The 21,433-nt window shown below is 68.0% G+C and carries 18 protein-coding genes; 8 read left to right on the forward strand and 10 right to left on the reverse strand.

Annotation, left to right across the window (positions count from 1 at the left end; all coding sequences use genetic code 11):
* Nucleotides 1-45 precede the first annotated feature (45 nt).
* The 4 genes from AC07WC_RS04135 to AC07WC_RS04150 all read right to left on the reverse strand — a co-directional run bounded on the left by AC07WC_RS04135 (nucleotide 46) and on the right by AC07WC_RS04150 (nucleotide 4,483).
* Nucleotides 46-1,524 (reverse strand): FapB/FapC family functional amyloid domain-containing protein, encoded by a 1,479-nt coding sequence (locus AC07WC_RS04135; protein WP_495208880.1) that lies wholly within the window; start codon nucleotides 1,522-1,524, stop codon nucleotides 46-48.
* A 44-nt stretch (nucleotides 1,525-1,568) separates the two neighbouring features.
* The gene (locus tag AC07WC_RS04140; protein ID WP_495208881.1) at nucleotides 1,569-2,207 is read right to left on the reverse strand and encodes a FapB/FapC family functional amyloid domain-containing protein; all 639 of its coding nucleotides are present in this window, start codon (nucleotides 2,205-2,207) and stop codon (nucleotides 1,569-1,571) included.
* Entirely contained in the window at nucleotides 2,204-2,734 is a 531-nt protein-coding gene (locus tag AC07WC_RS04145; protein WP_495208882.1) for a FapA family amyloid fibril periplasmic chaperone, read from the reverse strand. The genes AC07WC_RS04140 and AC07WC_RS04145 overlap by 4 nt, the downstream gene beginning before the upstream one ends.
* Nucleotides 2,735-3,154: 420 nt before the next feature.
* Entirely contained in the window at nucleotides 3,155-4,483 is a 1,329-nt protein-coding gene (locus AC07WC_RS04150; RefSeq protein ID WP_088433255.1) for a dicarboxylate/amino acid:cation symporter, read from the reverse strand.
* A 149-nt stretch (nucleotides 4,484-4,632) separates the two neighbouring features.
* Between AC07WC_RS04150 and AC07WC_RS04155 the strand changes: the two genes are divergently transcribed.
* The 5 genes from AC07WC_RS04155 (at nucleotide 4,633) to AC07WC_RS04175 (ending at nucleotide 9,426) form a co-directional block, all read left to right on the forward strand.
* A complete protein-coding gene (locus AC07WC_RS04155; protein ID WP_495208883.1) occupies nucleotides 4,633-6,345 on the forward strand; it encodes an alkaline phosphatase in 1,713 nt (570 codons plus the stop codon).
* A gap of 74 nt (nucleotides 6,346-6,419) precedes the next feature.
* On the forward strand, nucleotides 6,420-6,905 hold the full coding sequence (locus AC07WC_RS04160; RefSeq protein WP_495208884.1) for a WG repeat-containing protein: 486 nt from the start codon (nucleotides 6,420-6,422) through the stop codon (nucleotides 6,903-6,905).
* Between the two features lie 69 nt (nucleotides 6,906-6,974).
* Nucleotides 6,975-8,261, forward strand: a complete 1,287-nt coding sequence (tilS, locus tag AC07WC_RS04165) for a tRNA lysidine(34) synthetase TilS (RefSeq protein WP_495208885.1) — start codon at nucleotides 6,975-6,977, stop codon at nucleotides 8,259-8,261.
* 36 nt (nucleotides 8,262-8,297) lie between these two features.
* Nucleotides 8,298-8,558, forward strand: coding sequence for an exodeoxyribonuclease VII small subunit (locus tag AC07WC_RS04170; RefSeq protein WP_176989251.1), 261 nt, complete (start codon nucleotides 8,298-8,300; stop codon nucleotides 8,556-8,558).
* Nucleotides 8,548-9,426 (forward strand): polyprenyl synthetase family protein, encoded by an 879-nt coding sequence (locus tag AC07WC_RS04175; RefSeq protein WP_495208886.1) that lies wholly within the window; start codon nucleotides 8,548-8,550, stop codon nucleotides 9,424-9,426. Before AC07WC_RS04170 ends, AC07WC_RS04175 begins: the two co-directional genes overlap by 11 nt.
* Nucleotides 9,427-9,521: 95 nt before the next feature.
* Here AC07WC_RS04175 and AC07WC_RS04180 read toward each other — a convergent pair whose 3' ends face one another.
* Together AC07WC_RS04180 and pmbA are read right to left on the reverse strand one after the other, a co-directional pair.
* Entirely contained in the window at nucleotides 9,522-9,902 is a 381-nt protein-coding gene (locus AC07WC_RS04180) for a DUF4870 domain-containing protein (protein WP_495208887.1), read from the reverse strand.
* 78 nt (nucleotides 9,903-9,980) lie between these two features.
* Entirely contained in the window at nucleotides 9,981-11,348 is a 1,368-nt protein-coding gene (gene pmbA, locus AC07WC_RS04185; RefSeq protein ID WP_495208888.1) for a metalloprotease PmbA, read from the reverse strand.
* A 68-nt stretch (nucleotides 11,349-11,416) separates the two neighbouring features.
* Here pmbA and yjgA point away from each other — a divergent pair, with 68 nt between their 5' ends.
* Nucleotides 11,417-12,037 (forward strand): ribosome biogenesis factor YjgA, encoded by a 621-nt coding sequence (yjgA, locus tag AC07WC_RS04190; RefSeq protein ID WP_495208889.1) that lies wholly within the window; start codon nucleotides 11,417-11,419, stop codon nucleotides 12,035-12,037.
* Nucleotides 12,038-12,115: 78 nt separating this feature from the next.
* Here the strand turns inward: yjgA and tldD are convergent, their stop codons facing one another.
* Genes tldD through AC07WC_RS04210 form a run of 4 tightly spaced genes read right to left on the reverse strand, consistent with a single transcriptional unit; the run spans nucleotide 12,116 to nucleotide 19,568 of the window.
* Nucleotides 12,116-13,561, reverse strand: coding sequence for a metalloprotease TldD (gene tldD / locus AC07WC_RS04195; RefSeq protein WP_495208890.1), 1,446 nt, complete (start codon nucleotides 13,559-13,561; stop codon nucleotides 12,116-12,118).
* A gap of 54 nt (nucleotides 13,562-13,615) precedes the next feature.
* Complete coding sequence (locus AC07WC_RS04200) at nucleotides 13,616-17,476, reverse strand: YhdP family protein (RefSeq protein ID WP_495208891.1); 3,861 nt, start codon at nucleotides 17,474-17,476, stop codon at nucleotides 13,616-13,618.
* A gap of 30 nt (nucleotides 17,477-17,506) precedes the next feature.
* Nucleotides 17,507-18,994, reverse strand: a complete 1,488-nt coding sequence (gene rng, locus AC07WC_RS04205; RefSeq protein WP_019182611.1) for a ribonuclease G — start codon at nucleotides 18,992-18,994, stop codon at nucleotides 17,507-17,509.
* Nucleotides 18,987-19,568: a Maf-like protein gene (locus AC07WC_RS04210; RefSeq protein WP_495209107.1), complete on the reverse strand. Its 582-nt coding sequence runs from the start codon at nucleotides 19,566-19,568 to the stop codon at nucleotides 18,987-18,989. The genes rng and AC07WC_RS04210 overlap by 8 nt, the downstream gene beginning before the upstream one ends.
* Nucleotides 19,569-19,698: 130 nt before the next feature.
* On the opposite strand from AC07WC_RS04210, the gene AC07WC_RS04215 reads away from it, so the two are divergent.
* Together AC07WC_RS04215 and AC07WC_RS04220 are read left to right on the forward strand one after the other, a co-directional pair.
* Nucleotides 19,699-20,433 (forward strand): SIMPL domain-containing protein, encoded by a 735-nt coding sequence (locus tag AC07WC_RS04215; protein WP_495208892.1) that lies wholly within the window; start codon nucleotides 19,699-19,701, stop codon nucleotides 20,431-20,433.
* Nucleotides 20,434-20,664: 231 nt separating this feature from the next.
* Nucleotides 20,665-21,324, forward strand: coding sequence for an energy transducer TonB (locus AC07WC_RS04220; RefSeq protein ID WP_495208893.1), 660 nt, complete (start codon nucleotides 20,665-20,667; stop codon nucleotides 21,322-21,324).
* The last annotated feature ends 109 nt before the right edge of the window (nucleotides 21,325-21,433 follow it).

A 21,433-nucleotide genomic window follows, 5' to 3' on the forward strand; every position in this document is an offset into this window, starting at 1 on the left:
GGGTTTGTTGCGCTCAACGCGTACTGCTTGCGAAAACGGACAGACTTACTGTTCCGGGCCGCCGCCACCGCCGCCGCCGGTGGAGGGCTGCGCAACCGCCAGGGCCAGACTGTTGGCCTGCAGGTTGCCGGTACCGGAGGCCACGTTCACCCCGATGTTGCCGGAGGCGCCGGAGAACGCACTGCCGGACAATGCCGCGGTGTTGGTCGCATCCACGTTCACCCAGCGGGTGGTGGACACGGTGCCGCTCAGGCTCGCGTAGAGATCGGCCACGCCCAGTTCGACGAACTGGCTGGTGCCGTGCTCATCGGTATCGAACGCAATGCCGCCCACGCCCGGACGATTCGGGTTGGCGGTGGCATTCTGGATCTGGCTGTCCAGATCAAGATGACCGTTCGCGTTGCCGCTCGGGTGATCCAGCGCGCCGCTCCAGCTGTCCAGGTAGTAGTTGTCTTTCTGATAGGCACTACCCGTGCCGCTGTAACGACCTGCACCGACCGCCAGCGTTGCACCGGCAACGCGACCACTCAGGTTCACGTCCACCGTGTCGGTCATCGACTGCAGGTAGCCGGCGTTGCTGACGGTGTTGCCGGAGGACACCTGGTTGGAACTGATGCTCGAGGTCGCATAGGCACTGGTGGCCACCGACGCGGCGAGCGCGTTCTTCTGCTCGTTGTTGTTGCCCGAGGCGACGTTGGCGCCGATGTTGCCGGACGCACCGCTGAAGGCATTGCCACCCAGGCCCGCGGCGTTGGTCACGCCGGAGTTGATGGTGGTGTTGCCGCCGCCGAACTGGTTGACGAAGACTTCCGCGTCGGCCATGCCGAAGCTGAAGGACGCATCGGCCGCGGACAGCGAGGCGGCGTTGTCCTGCGCGTTGTTGTCACCGGCGGCGACGTTGAAGCCCAGGTTGCCGGAGGCATCGGCACCGACGTCGTCGGCGATCGAAGCGCTGTTGGTCACCAGGCTGTTGCCGGCCAGGTTGTTGGTGACCGACTGGCGGTTGTCGATGACGGCGATGGCGGCCGAATCGATGTCGATCGAGCCGGTGATTTCCGGATCACCCGAGAAGCGGATGTCCGAGCTCAGGCGCAGGTCCTTTTCGATGTTGACGTCGACGCCGTGGTTGTTCTTTTCCTGGCGTTCGTCGGCCTGGATGTTGCTGGTCTTGTTGACGTTCTCGGTGACGTTGCGGTTGCTGGTCACGTTGCGGTTGCTGGTGACGTTGGTGTTGCTCGTCACGTTGTCGTTGATGGTGGTGTTGCTGGTGCTGTTGTTGTTGCGGGTATTGTTCCAGGTCCGGTTCCAGGTGCGCGAATCGGTATCGGTGTTGGTGGTCGTGTTGGTTTCGGTATTGGTATCGGTGTTGGTGTTGGTACGCGTTTCAACCACGTTGTGCAGGTGGTTGATGTTCGCGTTCTGGTTCTGGTTGTCGCGGTCGTTGCCCCAGCCGTTGGCGCCCGCGGAGGCGGATGCAGCGGCGACGGCGATGGCCAGTACGGTCCGTTTCATGGTGGTGTTCATGGTGCCCTCTCTCTCATCACAGACAATCGGGTGGATGTGACTACTCACGGGGTGGACTGCAACGAAATGCTCAGTTGGTTAGCGGTGGCGTTGCCGGATCCCGCGATCTGATTGAGTTGCAGGACGCCGTCGAATCCCTGCAGCGCGGAGGCTTCGACCGCCACCCTGCGAGTTCCGGCCGACCGACCGCTGTTGACGGCCGCCTGCCCCCCTGCTGACGCGAGCGCGCCCGACGCGGCCAGGGCCTCGTCGTTCGTTTCGCGTATGCCCTGTTGCGCCAGCGTGGCGGTGACGACATTGAGCGTCGCGTTGCCATTGCCGCTGGCCTGGTTGATCGATGCGACGCCACTGGCGCCGTTCAGTGCCTGGCCGCCGAGCGTGGCGCTGGCGTCCATGGCGGTATCGCTGATGCTGAGGTTCTTGGACTGCTGCTGGCGTGCGTCCACGTTGATGTGGGCATTGCGGCCGTTGGCGATACCGATCAGGTTGGCTTGCTGGTTGAGATCACCGGCCGCCATGTTGACAGTGATGGCGCCGTCGGCGCCGGCCAGCGTGCGGCCGTCGATGCGGCTCTGGTTGAGATACGAGAGCATCGCGGCGTAGTCGTTGCCCTGCTGCGCGTACGCGGCCAACGGGGTGAGCAGCACGCTGGCCAGCACTGCAGTGCGCAGGACGGTGTTCATTTGCCCGGCCCACCAGCAGGCTGGCCGAGCGGGAACTGGGCGAGCGCGCCGCGGACCTGGTCGCCGATGCCGCGGGTAGCGTTGCCGACCGCGCCCATGGGACCACCGATGGTGTTGCTGAACTGGCCGCCGGAGAGCATGCCGCTGTCGGTGACTTTGCCGAGCGTGCCGTTGACGGTGTGGCCGGTGACGCGTTCGATGGTGGTGGCGCTGCGCGGAATGCCGGCACCGGTGTTGGAGCCCAGCGAGGCGTAGTCGTCGTCGCTGAGTTCGTCCATGCCAGTGGAGGTACCGAGGGCCTGGCCGACTTCGCGGCGGGGGGACGGATCGGCGATGAGCGCCATGCCCGGGGGTGCGGGACGATAGGCCGGGCGTGCGGAGACGTCACGCAGAAGGACGATTTCGCCCGGCTGGGCTTTGACGCCCTGGCGGGCGCCGGAGGCGTTGGCGGCCGCCGGCGCCACCAGTGCGGCGGCGAGCAGCCAGAGTGTGGTGTGTCGAGTGCGGTGTGCGGCAACGCTGTCCATGGCGACCTCCGGTGACATGCGGAGGGTTGGAGCAGCATTCGTGCCAAGTTCCCGACGCCCGTGTTTCCGAGGGTTTTGTGCGGGTCGGGTTAATGGCGCGCAACATTGCTGTTACAGGAACGTTGGTGCGCGGGCCCATGAATACGGTGATGCGGTGATCACGTGGTGCTGACAGGCAGGCGCGGTGCGGGTGTATCACGGGTGTTACACGGGGTGATACAGGGGTTTACGGTGCGGGTTCAGGCGTGCCGCGGGTTTGCTTGTACAGCTTCAGCCCGTCGCTTTGTCGTGAGGGCTGGCGTGCCAAGCCCGCCAGACACCTGCCTGTGCGGCAGGAAGAAGCGAAGATGCGAAAGCAGTTGCACACAAGCAAAAAAGACCGGCTCTCGCCGGTCTTTGGGTGGTGCAGTGGTGCCTGCATCAGGACGTTCGTTCTTCGCCTTCATCCACCCCCAGGTTGGTGGATGGGTTGTCGTAGACCGCGCGGTCGAGCAGGCCGGTTTCCTTGGCGACGATGACCGGGACCAGCATCTGTCCGGTGACGTTGGTCATGGTGCGCATCATGTCCAGGATGCGGTCGATGGCGTAGAGATAGCCGATGGTTTCCAGCGGAAGGTTGGCCGCGCTGAGGACGACGGTGGCCATGACCACCGCGGTGCCGGGGACGCCGGCGGTGCCGAAGCTGCCCAGGACCGAGGCGATCAGGACCACGATGTACTGCTCGGGGGTGAGCGGCACGCCGGTGTATTGGGCGATGAAAACGGCGCACAGGGCGGGATAGATCGCGCCGCAGCCGTCCATCTTGATGCTGGCGCCCAGCGGGACGGCAAAGGAGGCGTAGTCCTTGTTGACGCCGAGGTTGTGGGTGATCGAGCGCATCGCGGCGGGCATGGCGGCGAAACTGGAGGAGCTGACGAAGGCGACCTGCATGCCGGGGGCGGCGCCGCGGAAGAACTTGAGCGGGTTCAGGCCGTGCATGAGCAGGAGGCTGCCGTAGACCACCACGATGTGCAGGGCACAGGCGATGTACAGGGCCAGCACGAAGTTGCCGAGCGGCAGCAGTTTTTCGAAGCCGTAGCTGCCGACCAGGCCGGCGATCAGGCCGAAGGTGCCGAGCGGGGTGATCTCCAGCACGAAGCGGGTCACCTGGATCATGATGTCGCTCATCTGCCCGGTCAGCTTGCGCGCTTCGCTGACCTTGTCGCCGAGCTTGACCATGGCAAAGCCGAGCAGGCCGGCGAAGAAGATCACCGGCAGGATCGAGCCACGACCGGCGGCCAGCACGGTTTCACCGGCGGCGTTGACGCGGGTGCCGATGCCGGTCAACGCATAGAACACGTTGGAGGGCACGACATCCATCAGCACCTTGATCACGCTGGGCACTTCGCGCGGGGTGTAGCTGTGGTCCATGCTCAGGCTGAGTGCGCCGCTGCCCGGCTGCATGACCGTGCCCACGGCCAGGCCCACGCAGACCGCCAGCGCGGCGGTGATGATGAACCACAGGAAGGTGCGCCCGCCGAGGGCCGCGACGGACTTCTGCCCGTGCAGCGACGAGATGGCGTTGATCACGGCGAAGAACACCAGCGGCACCGCGATCATCTTGATCAGGGTGACGTAGAGATCGCCGAGTGGGCCGAACCAGGTTTCGGCCGCCGGGCCGAGCAGCCAGCCGGCCAGCGCGCCCAGCACGAAGCCGCCGAGGACCCGTTGCCAGAAGGGGATCCGCAGCCAGGCAGAGACCAGCTTCATGAGCATTCCAGAGGTAATGTGACAGCTAGGCACCTTAGCCCAAGCCGCGTCCGGGAACGAGGCGTGCACGGAAAATCAGCGTGTCATCGGCGTGCCTTGCAGCGTTCTGCATAATGAACGCCCGTTTCACATGTGAGATGCATTCATCCATGTCCCGTTTCACGCCCCTGGTGGCTGCCGTCACCACCCTGCTGCTCGGCGCCTGCGCCAGTACCGCTCCCTCCTCCAGCGCCCCTGTCGGCGCGGTCCAGGTCGATGTGCCGGCCATTGCCCACCCCGCCGGGGAAACCCCGCAGTGGTGGTACCGCAGCGGCGCGGCCCGGGCCGCCAGTTCCGGGGCGATGGACGGAAAGGCCAAGAACGTCATTCTGTTCCTGGGCGACGGCATGAGCCTGACCACGGTGGCGGCCGCACGCATCTTCGAAGGCCAGCGCAACGGGCGCCCGGGCGAGGAGAACCTGCTGTCCTGGGAGCACTTCCCGGCCACCGCGTTCAGCAAGACCTACAACACCGACTCGCAGACGCCGGATTCGGCCGGCACCATGACCGCGATCACCACTGGCGTGAAGACCCACATGGGTGCGATCGGGGTCAGTGCCGGCACCCGCAATGACTGTGCCGACAGCCTCAACAAGGGGCTGCTGACCTGGCTGCAGCTGGCCGACAGCGCCGGCATGGCGACCGGCATCGTCACCACCGCGCGCCTGACCCACGCCACCCCGGCGGCGACCTACGCGCACTCGCCGGAGCGCAATTGGGAAAACGACACCGACCTGCCGGAAGAGGCCAAGGCCGCCGGCTGCCGCGATATCGCCCAACAGCTGCTGTCGACCGCGCGCTTCGGGCGCGGCCCGTTGGTCGCCCTGGGCGGTGGCCGCGGTGAGTTCACCACCGTGGAAGAGCGCGATCCCGAATACGACGACAAGGTCGGCCAGCGTCTGGACGGGCGCAGCCTGGTGACCGAATGGCAGCAGGCGCACCCGCAGGGTGCATATGTGTGGAACACCAGGCAATTGCAGGCCGCCGCGAATGCGCCGGCGATCCTGGGCCTGTTCGAGCCGGACCACATGCGATACGAAGCCGAGCGCAAGGACGACCCGGCAGGTGAGCCAAGCCTGGCCGAGCTGACCCAGGCGGCGATCGCCAACCTGTCCCGCCACAAGGAAGGCTACGTGCTGATGGTCGAGGGCGCGCGCATCGATCATGCCAACCACAGCGGCAACGCCTACCGGGCGCTGACCGATACCGTGGCGTTGTCCGATGCGGTGCGCGCCGCGATCGAAGCAACCTCCGACCAGGACACGCTGATCATCGTCACCGCCGATCACTCGCACACGCTGAACTTCGTCGGCTACCCGGCCCGCGGCAACCCGATCCTGGGCAAGGTCAAGGACAAGGGGGGCGAAGACGGTGCCGGCAAGCTCGAACTGGCGCGCGATGGCCTGGGCCTGCCCTACACCACGCTGACCTACGCCAATGGCCCGGGCTACACCGGCACCACCAACCAGCAGCCGGCGGGCCCGAAGCGTTACCCGCACAACCCGAGCAGCTTCGACCCCGGCGCCGGTCGACCGGACCTGACCGCAGTGGACACCGAACACCCGGATTACATGCAGGAAGCACTGGTCCCGACCAAGAGCGAATCGCATGGCGGTGAAGACGTCGGCATCTGGGCGAGCGGCCCGGGCAGCAAGGCGGTGCGCGGCACCATGGAACAGAACGCGATCTATCACATGATCGTGCAGGCCACTCCGCGCCTGCGCCAGCGCCTGTGCGACGCCGGCACCTGCGACGCCAAGGGGGTACCGGTCGAACTGCCCAAGCCGACTGCGTTCGAGCGCCAGGCCAGCGACGTCAAGTAATGCATCCGCCTCTCCGCAACGCCGTGAACAGGGGCCGCCGTGTCCGGCCCCTGCTGCTGGTGGCCGGCCTGGCCATGTCTACCCTTGCCTGGGGCGCCGACACCGGCTGCGCCGCCCTGACCGAGGAGGACGGGCTGCAGCCCCTGGCCGGGTGCCAGTGGGTCGACGGCCATCTTGAACTGGACGCGCAGTCGCTGGTGTCGCTGTCCTATGACCGTCATGGGCTGGCGCCGATCCATGCCGGCGGCGGGTATCACTACGTCCGCGCCGATGGTCGGCAGCTGCCGGTGATCACCGCCGACAATGGTCCGGACCCGGTGGTGGACGGCCTGGTCCGCGGTCGGATCGGGCAGCGCATCGGCTATTTCGATACCCAGCTCCGCCAGGCGTTCCCGGCCACGTTCGATTTCGGCTGGGCCTTCGATGACGGCGTGGCCCGGGTCTGCGAGGGCTGCCGGCCGGGCACGCCGGACGACCATGGCCACATCGCCATGGTCGGTGGCACCTGGTATCGCATCGATCGCCAAGGCCGTTCGGCAATGGGCATCGCGGCACCGTGACGGCCCCGCGTGGCGGTATCGCCGCACTGCGCCGATACTGCCGGTCTGCCTGAGCTCGCGGTTCCCATGATGACCCTGCTGCCGCCCCCTCCCTCTGTCGCCCATCCCGTGCTGGTGGGCTTCAGCGGCGGGCTGGATTCCACGGTTCTGCTTCATTGGCTGGCGACCTCGCCCGCGCAGTGCACGGCCGGCCTGCGCGCCGTGCACATCCATCACGGCCTGCAGGAACAGGCCGATGCCTGGACCGTGCACTGCACGCAGGTATGCGCGCGCTGGAACATTTCGCTGCGGGTGATCCGCATACAGGTGCCGCGCAACCAGGGCCAGGGGCTGGAAGCCGCCGCGCGGCAAGCACGTCGCGAAGCATTCGCCTCGCAGCTGCTGCCTGGCGAACAGCTGGCCCTGGCCCATCACCGCGATGACCAGGCCGAGACGTTCCTGCTGCGCGCGTTGCGCGGCTCCGGCGTGGATGGGTTGGCGTCCATGCAGGTCACCAGCGCATTCGGCGCCGGCACCGTGTGGCGGCCATTGCTGGAGGTGCCGCGCAGTACGTTGCGCGCGCATGCGCAGGCCGAGGGCCTGGCGTGGATCGAAGACCCCAGCAATGCCAGCGACGACGCCGACCGCAATTTCCTGCGCCTGCACGTGCTGCCGCAACTGCGCCAGCGCTGGCCGCAGGCCGACGCCGCCTTCGCGCGCAGCGCGGGGTTGTGCGCGCAGTCGCAACACCTGCTCGACAGCGCCGACCGCGATGCACTGGAACGCTGTGCTGTCGGCCCCGGCGTGATCGACTGCGCGCGCCTGCAGCGCCAGCCGGTCGAGCGCCGCGCGCGGCTGCTGCGGCACTGGGTGCGCGGCAGCGGTCTACCGCCGCTACCGGCCGCGGGCGTGGAGGCGGTTGAACGCGAACTGCTCCCGGCGGCCCATCATGCCGATGCACAGTTCGCGTGGCAGGGTGCGCGCATCCGGCGCTGGCGCGGCCAACTGCACCTGCTCTCGGCCAGCCTGGCGTTGCCGGCCGACTGGAGCGTGCACTGGGACGGGCGCGCGCCGCTGGCATTGCCAGATGGTGGCGAGCTGCGCCTGCTTGGCACGGACGCCGGTTTCGATAGCCCCGTGCAGATCCGCGCGCGCCGCGGTGGCGAGCGCATCCAGCTGCCAGGCCGCACGCATTCGCATGCGCTCAAGGACCTGCTGCAGCAGCAGGGCCTACCGCCGTGGCAACGCCGCCAGCTGCCCCTGTTGTTCGATGAGGACGTGCTGCTGGCCGCCGGCGACCGGGTGATCGGTGCCGCCCTGCAGCCGTGGCTGCAGGCCCATCATGCGCAGTTGCAGTGGATACCCGGCGCGGCGTGAATTGACCCCGCCGGGCCGGCGGCCCACACTTGTCGCATGGCAAAAAAGTCCCCCAATGAAACCTCCCCGGTCGCCCACTTCGAGCAGTCGCTGGAAGAGCTGGAGCAGCTGGTGGAAAAGATGGAAACCGGCGAAATGAGCCTGGAGCAATCGCTCAGCGCCTACGAGCGTGGCGTCGGCCTGTATCGCCAGTGCCAGCAGGCGCTGGAACAGGCCGAGCTGCGCGTGCGCCTGCTCAGCGATCCGGCCCAGCCCGACACCGCGGTGCCTTTCGACCCGCCCGGCCATGACGGTTGAGTCCACCTTCGCGCGTTGGCGCGATCGGATCGAAAGCCAGCTCGACGCCAGCCTGCCCTCGCCCTCCGACGCCCCGCGGGGGCTGCATCAGGCGATGCGCTATGCGGTGCTCGGTGGCGGCAAGCGCATGCGGCCACTGCTGGTGTATGCCAGCGGCCGGATTTTCGGCGCCGACGAGAACGCCCTGGACGCACCGGCGATGGCGGTGGAGTTGATCCACGCCTATTCGCTGGTGCATGACGATCTGCCGGCGATGGACGACGATGCCCTCCGCCGTGGGCGCCCGACCACGCATATCGCCTTCGATGAAGCCACCGCGATTCTCGCCGGTGATGCCCTGCAGACCCGTGCATTCGGCCTGATCGCCGACGCGGCGTTGTCGGCCTCGCTGCGCGTTGCCTGCCTGCAGACACTGACGCAGGCCTCCGGCGCGGCCGGCATGTGCGGCGGCCAGGCGCTGGATATCGATGCCACCGGCCGTCAGCAGCCGCTGCAGGATCTGGAACGCATGCACGCGCTCAAGACCGGCGCGCTGATCCGCGCGGCGGTGCGCATGGGGGCGCTGTGTGGCGAAGCGCCGGCGCGCGATCTGGCGACGCTGGACACGGTGGCCTCGGCGCTGGGCCTGGCGTTCCAGGTGCGCGATGACATCCTCGATGTCGAGGCCAGCTCCGAACAGCTTGGCAAGACCGCCGGCAAGGATGCGGCACACGCCAAGTCGACCTTCCCGGCGCTGCTCGGCATGGATGGCGCGAAGGCGCATCTGCACAGGCTGAGCGAACAGATGTTCGACGGTCTGGCCGGCTATGACGAGGCGGCCGATGCACTGCGCGCGCTGGCCCGGCTGGCGGCTGAGCGGGACCATTGAGGCCAGGGAATCAACCAACGGTCGATCGCTGCACGCGGCTCCAACAAAAACGCCCGGGAATCCCGGGCGTTTTTCGTTCCAGCGCTGCGGATCGATTACTTGATCAGGCGCAGGGTGAACGGATAGCGGTAGTACTCACCGTTGTTGGCCTTGACCCCGGCGATGATGCAGAACACCAGGTTCAGCAGGCCGACCAGCGGCGCCAGCAGGCCGCCGATGATGACGATCATCAGCACGATGCAGACCAGCATCGCGATGGTGATGGTGATCTGGAAGTTCAGCGCCTCCTTGGCCTGGTCGGTGACGAACGCCTTGCTGCTGTCGTCCTTGTTGATCAACCAGATGATCAGCGGACCGATGAACCAGGTGAGGATGCCCAGCAGGTGAGCCACCAGCGCCATGGTGCGCTGGTCGGTCGGGACCGGCGCAGCGCCAACCGGCGGCGGCGGGGTGGTGACGTTATCGAAATCGCTCACGTGAAACTCCTTGTTCGAGGTTATGGGTATTGCACGCGGCAGGCTCCCCGCCTGCCAGGGCAGCCTCCATAGAATACGTCAATCGTTACCGGCAACGGTCATTCGTCCTACAAGGATCGAACCGGTGTGCACATGCGAGCGGGTGTCGATGTCGCCACCGACCGCTTCGATGCTGGCGAACATGTCCTTGAGGTTGCCGGCGATGGTGATGCCGTCCACCGGGTAGCTGATCTCGCCATTCTCCACGCGGAAGCCGCCGGCGCCGCGCGAGTAGTCGCCGGTCACGCTGTTGACGCCCTGCCCCATCAGCTCGGTGACCAGCAGGCCATTACCCATCTGCCGGGCAATCGAGACCAGATCACCCGCGTTGGCGGCGACCTTCAGGTTATGCACGCCGCCGGCATTGGCGGTGGTCGGCAGGCCGAGCTTGCGCGCCGAATAGCTGCCCAGGATGTAGCGCTCCAGCACGCCATCGCGGATCAGGGCGGAATTGCGGGTAGCCACGCCATCACCGTCGAAGGCGGCCGAGCGCAGGCCGCGGTGCAGCAGCGGCAGTTCGTCGATGCCGAACCAGTCCGGGAACAGGCGGGTGCCGACGCTGTCGAGCAGGAAGCTGGCGCGGCGGTACAGCGCGCCGCCGGAGACGGCCCCGAGCAGATGGCCGATCAGCGAGCGGGCCACTTCCGGTGCGTACAGCACCGGCATCTGCGCGGTGGTCATCGAGCGCGGCTCCAGGCGGGCGACGGTGCGCTCGGCGGCGCGGCGGCCGATCGAGGCGGCATCATCCAGGTCTTCCCGGGCCAGCGCGCTGCTGTACCAGCCATCGCGCTGCATGCCATCGCCCTGCCCGGCGATCAGCGCGCAGCCGATCGAGTGGTGGCTGCTGCGCTCGCGGCCGATGAAGCCGTGCGAATTGGCATACACCGACAGGCTCTGCGCCGTCGCGGCCGAGGCACCGTCGGAATTGCTGATGCGGGTGTCGGCCTCACGGCCAGCAGCTTCGCAGGCCAGCGCCAGGTCCAGCGCCGCGTCGGCGCTGAGCTCCCAGGGGTGCCAGCCGTCCAGGTCCGGGGACTCACGGGCCATCAGTGCCGCCTCGGCCAGCCCGGCCGCTTCGTCGTCTTCGGTATGGCGGGCGATCGCGCAGGCTTGGGCCACGGTCGACTCCAGGCTGCTGTCGCGCAGGTCGGCGGTGCTGGCGCTGCCCTTGCGCCGGCCGAAGTAGACGGTCACCGCGATGCCGCGGTCACGGGTGGACTCGACCGTTTCGACCTCGCCCAAGCGCACGTTCACATCCAGCCCGCGCTCATCGCTGCAGCTGACCTCGGCCTGGGTGGCGCCCAGGGCTTTGGCCCGCTCCAGCAGTCGCTGGGAGATGTCGGCCAGCTGCTCCAGGCGCTGCAGGCTGTCGTCGGCCGGGGAGACTTCAGGGGAGATCACGTTCAATGCTTTATCCTGTACAGGTGAGTGCCCGGCGCGACGCCGGCACAGTTTACGGATGTGGAAATAAGACGATGCGCGGACGCGACGAAGAAACCGGTGAATTCCTTGATATCAGCCGCAGCCAGAACCGCCGGGCTGCGCTGGACGTGCTGGCCCTGGGCGAAAAGCTGGTCTCGCTGACCCCGGCCCAGCTGGCGCTCCTGCCAGTGCCGGAAGACCTGCTGCCGCACATCGCCGAGGCCAAGCGCATCACCGCCCATATCGCCCACAAGCGCCAGCTGGCGTTCCTGGCCAAGCACATGCGTCGCGAAGACGACGCCGTGCTGGATGCGATCCGCAACGCGCTCGATGCCAACAGCGAGACCTCGCGCCGGGAAGTGGCGACCATGCATCGCGTCGAAGACTGGCGCGAGCGCCTGCTCAAGGACGGCGACAAGGCGCTGAGTGCGCTGCTGGACGAGTACCCGCACGCCGATCGCCAGGAACTGCGTACGCTGGTGCGCAATGCCCAGGCCGAGAAGGCCAAGAACAAGCCGCCGCGTGCCTACCGCGAGATCTTCCAGGTGCTGCGTACGCTGCTGCTGCCGGCCGCGCTCGGCCTGGAGGGCGTGAACGCCTCGTCCGACGATGACCTGGACGACGCGGTCGATACCGATACCGATACCGACGGCGAAGAGAACGCCGAGGACTGAGCCTCGGCGCTCACGCGGCACCGCCAGCACCAGGCTGGCGGCCGCGTCGTCGGGCAGCACGAGGGAACGCATCCCGGTTCAGGCCTGGGTGCCGCCCACGGTGATGCCATCGATCAGCAGCGACGGCTGGCCCACGCCGACCGGTACGCTCTGGCCATCCTTGCCGCAGATGCCCACGCCCTCGTCCAGGGCCAGGTCATTGCCGATCATGCGCACCTTCTGCATGGTCTCCGGCCCGTTGCCGATCAGGGTGGCGCCCTTCACGGGCGCGGTGATCCTGCCATCTTCGATCAGGTAGGCCTCGGTGGCCGAGAACACGTACTTGCCGCTGGTGATGTCGACCTGGCCGCCACCGAAGTTGACCGCGTACAGGCCGCGCTTGACCGAGCGGATCATTTCTTCGGGATCGTGCTGGCCGGCGCGCATGTAGGTGTTGGTCATGCGCGGCATGGTCATGTGCGCGAACGACTCGCGACGGCCGTTGCCGGTCGGGGCCACGCCCATCAGGCGCGCATTGAGCGAATCCTGCATGTAGCCGACCAGGATGCCGTCCTCGATCAGCGTGGTGCACTGGGTCGGGTGGCCCTCGTCATCGATGTTCAACGAGCCGCGACGACCGTCCAGGGTGCCGTCGTCGACGATGGTCACGCCCGGCGCGGCCACGCGCTCGCCGATGCGGCCGGCATAGACGCTGGTGCCCTTGCGGTTGAAGTCGCCTTCCAGGCCGTGGCCGACCGCTTCGTGCAGCAGCACGCCGGGCCAGCCCGGGCCGAGCACCACGGTCATCACCCCGGCCGGGGCCGGGATCGCCTCCAGGTTCACCAGCGCCTGGCGCAGCGCCTCGCGGGCGAAGCCTTCCGGGCGCCCGTCGGCAAACAGTTCTTCGTAGCTGTAACGACCGCCGCCACCGGAGTAGCCGGATTCGCGACGGCCGTGCTGCTCGACGATCACCTGCACGTTCAAACGCACCAGCGGGCGAATGTCGGCGGCAAGCACGCCATCGCTGCGCGCGATCAGCACCGTGTCCACGCCCCCGGAGAGGCTGACCATCACCTGCTGCACGCGCGGGTCGGCGGCGCGCAGGTAGCGGTCCAGGCGCTTGAGCATCTCGACCTTGGCCTCGTTGCCCATGCCATCGATGGGGTCCAGCGCCGGGTACAGCGCGCGGCCGCTGCCAAGCACCAGCGAGCGGGCCGACTGCGCGCCCCCCTCGCGGGAGATCGCGCGGGCCGAATTGGCTGCCGCCAGCAGTGCGTCGCTGTGGATGTCGTCGGAATAGGCGAAACCGGTCTTTTCACCGGCGATGGCGCGCACGCCCACGCCCTGCTCGATCGAATGCGCACCGTCCTTGACGATGCCATCCTCCACGCTCCAGCTTTCGCGGCGCGCGTGCTGGAAATAGAGATCCCCGAAATCGATGCCCGGCCCCAGCAGGGTCCCGAACGTGCGTTCCAGACCGCTCGCATCCAGCCCGGCGGGCAGCAGCAGACGGTCGGTGGCCAGCGAAAGTGCGTTGTTGTTCATGCTCTTTGATCTATGGGCGCCGGGCGCGATCGCAACCCGGGCGCGGGAAAGGGGTCAGTGCGCCGGGGGTGCGGCCGGAGCCGGCTTGGGCGCGGTGTCGCGGTCGATCACCTCGACCTTGGGTTCGGCCCAGGGACCGGTCACGCGGTAGGTCTTGGCGCCGATCTCGCCCAGCGGCTTGGACAGCACCGCATTGGCTGCCGCGCCGACCGCCGCCCCGACCGGCCCCCCGGCCACCGCACCGACCACGGTCAGCAGGTTGCCCGCGCGCGGATTGACGTCGATGGTCTGGTCGAAACGCTGCTGGCGCAGATCGGTCTGGCCGCGGATGGTGATGTTCGCCGCCGGGCCTTCGATCAGCACCTTGTCGGTGGTGGCCATGCCGTCGCCGAAGGCCACGCTGCCTTCGACCTGGTTGAAGGCGAAGCCCTTGGAGAAGAAATCGCGGAAGTCGAACATCAAGCGGCGCGGCAGCTGGGTCACGCTCAGCAGGCCGAGCACGCGGCCGGCGCCCGGCTCCAGCTCCAGCAGCTGGCCGTTGCGGGCATGCACGTCGAGCTGGCCCTGCAGTGCGCCCAGCTGGAAATCGGACGGGCCGCCCTGCCAGCCGGCGCTCATGCTCAGCTGCCCCTGGCCGCCGCGCAGCTGGCCGCCGTAGTCCAGATTCTGCATCAGCCCGCCCAGGTCCTCGCTCTTGACCTGCACGTTGAACTGGCTGCGCGCGGCCTCGCCCATGCCCATCCAGCGGCCGTTGACGTCGATCTCCTGCTTGGGCGCGCGGAACTGCAGCTGGTCCACGCTCAGACCGTTGGCCATCGGGCGGGTGCGCAGCACGGCCTGGCCGAGCCTGGCCTTGCCGAACTGCAGGTCATCGATATCCAGCGACAGCGGCGGCACCTTGGCCGGATTGGTGTCATTGGCACTGGCCTGGACCCGCGCCGGCAGGGCCACGTCCGGCGGCAGCAGGATCGGGGCGCCATCACTGGGCGCCTTGACCGGCGTGGGCAGCGATTGCCAGTGGACGCGGCTGAGCTTGCCGACGATGGTGCCGCCGTCGGCGTTGGGCACGTTCAGGCTGCCGGCCAGCGACGGGCCATCCAGGCGGACGTCGACGCTGTTGCCGGTCGGGCGCAGCTGCAGCCGGGTCTGCTCGAACACGCCGCCGGCCAGCAACAGCTGCCCGACCTGCACGTCCACGTGGCGCAGCGGCATGGGGTCCTTGTCATCGCCGCCGTCGGGCGAACGGGCCAGGCCGATCCACTCCAGCGCATCCAGCGAGCCGCTGCGGCCGTTGACGACCAGGCCGCTGGCGGGGGGATCGCGGTCCACGTGATCGCTGCCAAGGGTGACCTGTACACCGGTCTGGTTGTCATGCGTGCGCGCAGCCAGGGCCAGCCGCTGGCCGAAAGCGACGTCGACGCGGCCACTGCCCATCGGCAGCTGGGCCGTGACCGCCGTGGCCAACGGGGTGGCGGCCGGCTTGTCCAGGGGTGCGGGCAGTTCCAGCGTGGTGCCGACCAGGTCCGAATGCAGCTTGAGCACGGTCGGCGGTTCGACTTTGCTGCCGGCCGCGACCTTGGGCAGGGTCACGCCGATGGTCCAGCGCGAGGTGCCCTGGATATAGGGTTTGAGCCAGTTCAGTTCCGGCGCGCGGTCAAGCAGCGCGCCGGCCTCCAGCGAGGCGGTCAGTTCGGATTCGAACGCCTGCTGCGGATCGCGGACGAACTCGCCGGCGCGCAGGCTGAGCAGCCCGTCCTGGCCCTGGTGCCGCACCGCCAGGTGCTCCGCATCGAAGCCGCCGTGACCATAGCGGGCCTGGCCGCGCATGTTCTCGAAGACCAGGTCGAAGCGCTTCTCGGTGAGCGTCGCACCGTTCAGATCGACCGTGCCCTGCAGGTGGCCGCCCCCCTCATCGTGGTGCAGCGGCTGCAGCAGATCGAAGGTGACCGCCGCCGGTCCCTTCGCGGTGAGGTTGTCCAGGGTCTCGCCATAGGTTTCCTGCAGCGGGCTCTGTTTGAGCATGGCCAGCAGTGCTCCGGCATCGCTGTGGCTGGTCGCTTTGACGTACAGGTCGGTCGCACCGAAATCGGGAATGCCGGCGTCGAAATGGTCGACCGCCACCCCGGCCAGGTCGCCCTTGCCGTGCAGTTCGAAGCCGGGACCGATGAAGGCGATATCCGCATCGACCTTATCCATCGCCGGCCAGTCGTGCTGGAAGCGGATGCTGCCGGCGTCGATGTGCCCGGTCGCCTCGAAGCGGCCGTTGTTCTTGTCGAAGGGCCAGTCTTCCAGGTCGCCGGTCACCAGGCCCACGCCGCCGCGCACCTGTCCGGAGACCAGTGCGGCATCCAGCCAATCGGTGGCGGCCTTGCTCATCTTGGAATGGATCCAGAAGCGCTTGGCGGCGGTCATCGGCACGTCGTCGATCCTGGCGGCCAGTTCCAGCCACGGCCGCGTGCCGTTGTTCTGGAACCAGATGCCGCCGCGCACGTCGGCGGCGTAATCGGTGCCCTGCACGCGCAGCGCCGCCGTGCCGATGCGCCAGCCACCGGCCTCGTCACGCCAGCCGACCAGACGGCCGGCCAGGCGCACGTCGTGGCGCTCACCGAATCCGCTCGGCCAGTCGAAGTGCATGACCCGCTGCGGCTGCAGATCCAGGGTGAATCCATCGGCATCGCCGTCGATTCGGCCACCCACGCCGCTGAGCCCCGGCGAATGCCCGACCGCGGCGAAGCGGATGTCTTCCAGATCACCCTCGACCGACAGTGGGCCGCCCTGCTCGCCCGCCACCCGCACCCGGGTCATGCGGACCTGCGGTGCGGCGTCATGCAGCCACTCGCGCAGGCCGGGATCGATCCTGTCGGTCAGCGCCAGGCCGCGCAGCAGCGCGGTGGCGTCGATATTGTCACCGGCCAGCGCGAATTGCCGGCCGCCGGCCAGCAGCAGGCCGTCCAGTGTCTGGGTAGCACCTTCCAGGCCGATCCGCAGGCGCGGGGCATCGGCGCGCCAACCGCCCTGCACCCAGCGCCAGCGGGCGCGCATCTCCAGCGTGTCCAGGCTGAGCTGCGGGCGGGTGCCGTCGGTGAGTTCCACGCCGCGCACCTGCACATTCTGCAGATCCGCATCCGTGGTGATCATCACCACCCGGTGGTCGCGCAGGTCCACCCAGGCATTGAACTCACCGTTGCCCTGCTGCAACCCGATGCCGCCGAACTGCAGCAGCGCGGACCACGCACGAAAATCGGCCGGATCGGCCGACAGCCAGGCCTGGCCATCGCCGCGGTTGCGCTCGAATTCCAGTACCGCCGTCAGCGGCTGCGCGGCCGGGTCGGCCCAGGCACGCGCCCCCACCCGCAGGCGCTGCCCGTTGACGCGCAGGCGCAGATCGATCCGCGGCAGCGATGCATTCACGCCCAGCGAGGGCGCATCGACGCGCAGCCGCCCTCCGATCACCTGCAGTTCGCCCAGGCGGCGCAGCGTTTCCAGCGGATCGCCGGCCCCGGACTGTGGCAGGCCCTGCACCGACCAGCGGCCATCGTCGGCCCGTTGCAGCACCAGGGCCAGGCCACGCAGGCGCAGCTCGGTCAACGAATGGCCCGGCAGCAGGCCGGCGTACATCGAGACCAGTACCTCGGCCTCGCCGATCCGCAGGCCCTGCCCTTCACCGATCCGCAGGCCCTTGAGCTGCAGCAGCGGACCGCGCCGGGTCCAGGCGGTATCCAGCGCATCGAAGCGGACCGGCTGGCCGGCGCGCGCGCTCAGCCACGCTGCCACCTTGTCCGGGTGGCGCTCGGCCAGTGGCAGCAGCTGGCTGGCCGTGCCGACCAGCAGGGCCACGCCCACCAGCAGGACCGCCACCGCATACACAGCATGACGGCGGATCCGGCGCAGGCGCAGGCGGAGCGGTGTGCTCATCGGACGCTGGGCGTGCCTGACCGGCCGCGGTCAGAGCAGCACGACATCGAACTGCTCCTGCAGGTACTGCTCATCGGCCTGGAAGCGGATGCTCTTGCCCAGGAACTCCTCCAGTTCGGCCACCGCCGAGGATTCCTCGTCCGTGATGCGCGCGACCACCTTCGATGAGGCGATCACCAGCAGGCGTGCGGCATCGAACTGGCGCACCGCCCGGGTGATCTCGCGGAAGATTTCGTAGGTCACCGTTTCGGCGGTCTTGATCGAGCCGCGGCCGCTGCACTCCGGGCACGGCTCGGACAGCTGGCGCTCCAGGCTCTCCACGGTGCGCTTGCGGGTCATCTCGACCAGGCCCAGTGGCGAGAAATCGTAGACGGTGGTCTTGGCGTGGTCGCGCGCCAACGCCTTCTCCAGCGTGCGCAGCACCTGGCGGCGGTGTTCGGCGTCATCCATGTCGATGAAGTCGATGATGATGATGCCCCCCAGGTTGCGCAGCCGCAGTTGCCGCGCCACGGCCTGCGCCGCTTCAAGATTGGTGCGGAACACCGTCTCTTCGAGGTTGCGCTGGCCCAGGAACGAACCGGTGTTCACGTCGATCGTGGTCATCGCTTCGGTCTGGTCGATCACCAGGTAGCCACCGGATTTGAGCGGCACCTGCTTGTCCAACGCGCGGCCGATCTCGTCCTCGACCCCGAACATGTCGAAGATCGGGCGGTCGCCGCTGTACAGCTCCAGCTTCTCGGCCAGCACCGGCATGTACTTGGCCACGAACGCCTGCAGCTGGTTGAAGGTCTCCTTGGAATCGACCTTGACCTTGTCCACGTCCTTGCGGATCAGGTCGCGCACCGAACGCAGCGGCAGACTCAGGTCTTCATAGATCACGCTGCACGGGGCGGCATCGCGGCCACGACGCTCGACCACGTTCCAGACCCGCGACAGGTAGGCCACGTCCTCGGCGATCGCCTCGGCCGGTTGGCCTTCGGCGTTGGTACGCACGATATAGCCGTAGCCCCCGTGCTGGGCCGACAGTTCGGTCACCAGGGTCTTCAGGCGGGCGCGCTCGGCTTCGTCTTCGATCCGCGCCGACACCCCCACCACCTTGGACTGCGGCAGCAGCACCATGTAGCGCGAGGGAATGCTGATCTGGGTGGTCAGGCGGGCGCCCTTGGTCCCGATCGGGTCCTTGACCACCTGCACCACGATGTCCTGGCCGTCGCGCAGCAGCTCCACGATCGGCACCGAAGACGGCGGCGGCAGGGTGGTGCCTTCGGTATCGGCGCTGGCCACCGGGGCCGGACGGATCACATCGTTGGCGTGCAGGAACGCGGCGCGCTCCAGCCCGACCTCGACGAAGGCGGCCTGCATGCCCGGCATCACCCGCTGCACCTTGCCCTTGTAGATGTTGCCGACCACGCCACGGCGCCAGCCGCGTTCGATGTGCAGTTCCTGCAGCATGCCGTTTTCGATGACGGCGACGCGGGTTTCCCGCGGGGTGACATTGACCAGGATTTCTTCAGACATGGGCGACTCCCTTCAGTTCAAACGCCTGCAGCAACTGCTCGGTCTGTTGCAGGGGCAAACCCATCACACCCGAATAGCTTCCCGCCAGGTGGCGGATATATCGTTCGGCGCCGCCCTGGATCGCATAGGCGCCGGCTTTGTCCATCGGCTCGCCGGTGGCCACGTAAGCGGCGATCCGGTCCTCATCGATCGCCGTGAACGTGACCTCCGAAACCACCAGCACACCCTGTTCCCGGCCAACGGCAACCAGCGCCACGGCGGTCATCACCTGGTGGGTGCGCCCGGCCAGCGTACGCAGCATCGCGCATGCATCGTCGGCATCGACCGGCTTGCCGAACACGCGGCCGTCCAGCACCACCTCGGTATCCGAGCCGAGCACCACCGCCTGCGGATCATGCGCGACCAGCGCCAGGCCGGCACGCGCCTTGTCGGCGGCGACCCGCTGGACGTAATCAGCGGCGGACTCGTCGGCTGCGCGGACTTCGGGCACGTGAAGGTCGAGCGCCTGGAACGGTCGGTCCAGGCGCGCAAGCAGTTCGTTTCGTCGGGGGGATCGAGAGGCGAGATAAAGCATCGAGGAAGCATAACCTGAGGCTACTGTCTGAATCGCAAGCAACACGACCGAATCGTGATCAACCCCGTCAAACCTCACGACGCGTTCATCGCCCCGACACCAACCTCAACGTCTTCACAAGGAGATGTACATGCGCCGCCCGTCCCTGTCCCCGTTGCTGCTCGCCCTGTCCCTTGCCCTGGGAGCTTCGATGACCGCCCACGCCCAGTCCCAGCCCACCATCGCCGTGCCAGCCGACGGCACCCTGCTCAACATCTCGGCCAACGCCGACGCCAGGCGCGTGCCGGACGTGGCCACGCTCTCGGCCGGCGTGGTCACCCAGGCCGTGGACGGCAACACCGCCATGCGCCAGAACGCCGAGCAGATGACCAAGGTGCTCGCTGCGATCAAGGCGGCCGGGATCGCCGAGCGCGATGTGCAGACCAGCGGCGTCAACTTGAGCCCGCAGTACCGCTACGCCGACAACGAAGCACCGAAGATCACCGGCTACCAGGCCAGCAACACGGTCAGCCTGAAGGTGCGCGACATCGCCCGGCTCGGCAAGGTACTCGACGCACTGGCCGCCCAGGGCGCCAACCAGATCAATGGCCCGCAGTTCGAGATCGACCAGCCCGAGCCGGTGTATGACGAAGCCCGCCTTGCCGCTCTGAAGAAGGCCCAGGCGCGTGCCGAGACGTATGCCAAGTCGCTGGGCCTGCGCGTGCGCCGGATCGTGAGCATCTCCGAAAGCGGTGGTGGCAACTTCCGCCCGGTGATGATGCGTGCCGCGGCCGCGCCGATGGCGGCCGATATGTCCACCCCGGTGTCGCCGGGTGAATCGACCGTGTCGGTCAACCTGGACGTGGTGTTCGACCTGGGCCGGTAACACGCCAGCGGAGAGCGGACCCACGGTCCGCTCCTGCCGGGCATGACGGCGCCTGCGGGCGCCGTCATGCTGTCTGCGGTTGGATCCTGACTGCCAGCCAACTGCCCACCCTGCCGCTGACTTCCGGCCCGTGCCGGGCTCGGGTATTGCTGTCATTGCGCGGCCCCGCCCGACCCCATGCGCCGCGCAGGCACGTTGATGTTCCCGCACATCTGGCAAGGAGAGTGGAGCATGGTCCGTACCCCGTCCCCGGTCGTCCCCCTGCACATCGACGCCTCCCGCGTGCTCGGGTGGAGCACTGCCATCGCGGTCCACGCGCTGGCCCTGATGCTGTTGTTGATCCCGGCCGCCCAGCCCCTGATCAAGCCACCTCGCGAACGCTTGCAGGTGACCTGGGTGGTGCCGCCGCCACCGCCGCCGCCGGAGATCATCCGTCGGCATCCGGCAGACCCGCCACGGCTGCCCCCGGCCGTGCCCGTGACCACGCAACGCGTGCCGGCACCGTTGCCGACCCCCACCGCCACCTTCGACGAGGCGGCTGCGGTGGCACCGATGCCCGCCAGCAGGACCGCCGCACCGGCGCTGGAACCGGCCCCCGCGGCTGCGGGACCTTCCGAGGGCGCGCAACTGCAGTACCGCAGCGCGCCGCCGCCGTATCCGATCGCGGCGATCCGGCTGGGCCAGCAGGGTACGGTGGTGCTGCGCATCCGGGTCGGGACCGATGGCAGCCCGCTGTCGGTCAGCATCGAGAAGAGCAGCGGCTCACGGCTGCTGGACCAGGCGGCCCGCCAGCAGGTGCTGCGCCACTGGCGCTTCGTGCCGGCCCAGGTCGATGGCCAGATCGTCGAAGCCGATGGCCTGGTCCCGGTGGCGTTTTCGTTGCCGCAATGAAGATGCCCGGGGAGGGCCCGACACGGGCTCTCCCCATTCATACAGCGTCGTCACATGATCTTTCGCGAATTAAGCAATTTTTCACACCTGCGTCACCTGCCGGAAACCT

This window comes from Stenotrophomonas sp. GW821-FHT01H02A (assembly GCF_059422145.1).